The organism is Mycobacterium sp. NGS49 (genome assembly GCF_059812565.1).
Map to the genome: position 1 here is coordinate 1 of NZ_JCALCX010000125.1, position 258 is coordinate 258.

Consider the following 258-nt stretch of genomic DNA (forward strand, 5'->3'; position numbering starts at 1 on the left):
GGCGTCGAGGTCGGTGCCCTCGATCATGCGCATCTCGAGGTACATCTGGCCGTCGATCTCGCCGTAGTCGTGGATGGGCACGACGTGGGGTTCTTGGAGTCGGCCGGCGATGCGGGCCTCGCGCTTCATGCGTTCGCGGAAGACGGGGTCCTTGCTGAACTCGGCGGTCATCACTTTGACGGCGACGGTCCACTCCTTGACCGTGTGCTCGGCCTCGTAGACCTCGCCCATCCCGCCACGGCCCAGCAACCGCTTGAG

The 258-nt window shown here is 65.9% G+C and carries 1 protein-coding gene; it reads right to left on the minus strand.

Annotated elements, in window-relative coordinates:
* On the minus strand, positions 1-258 hold a 258-nt coding region (locus AC5Y7D_RS30985; RefSeq protein ID WP_499930015.1), incomplete at both ends, for a protein kinase domain-containing protein.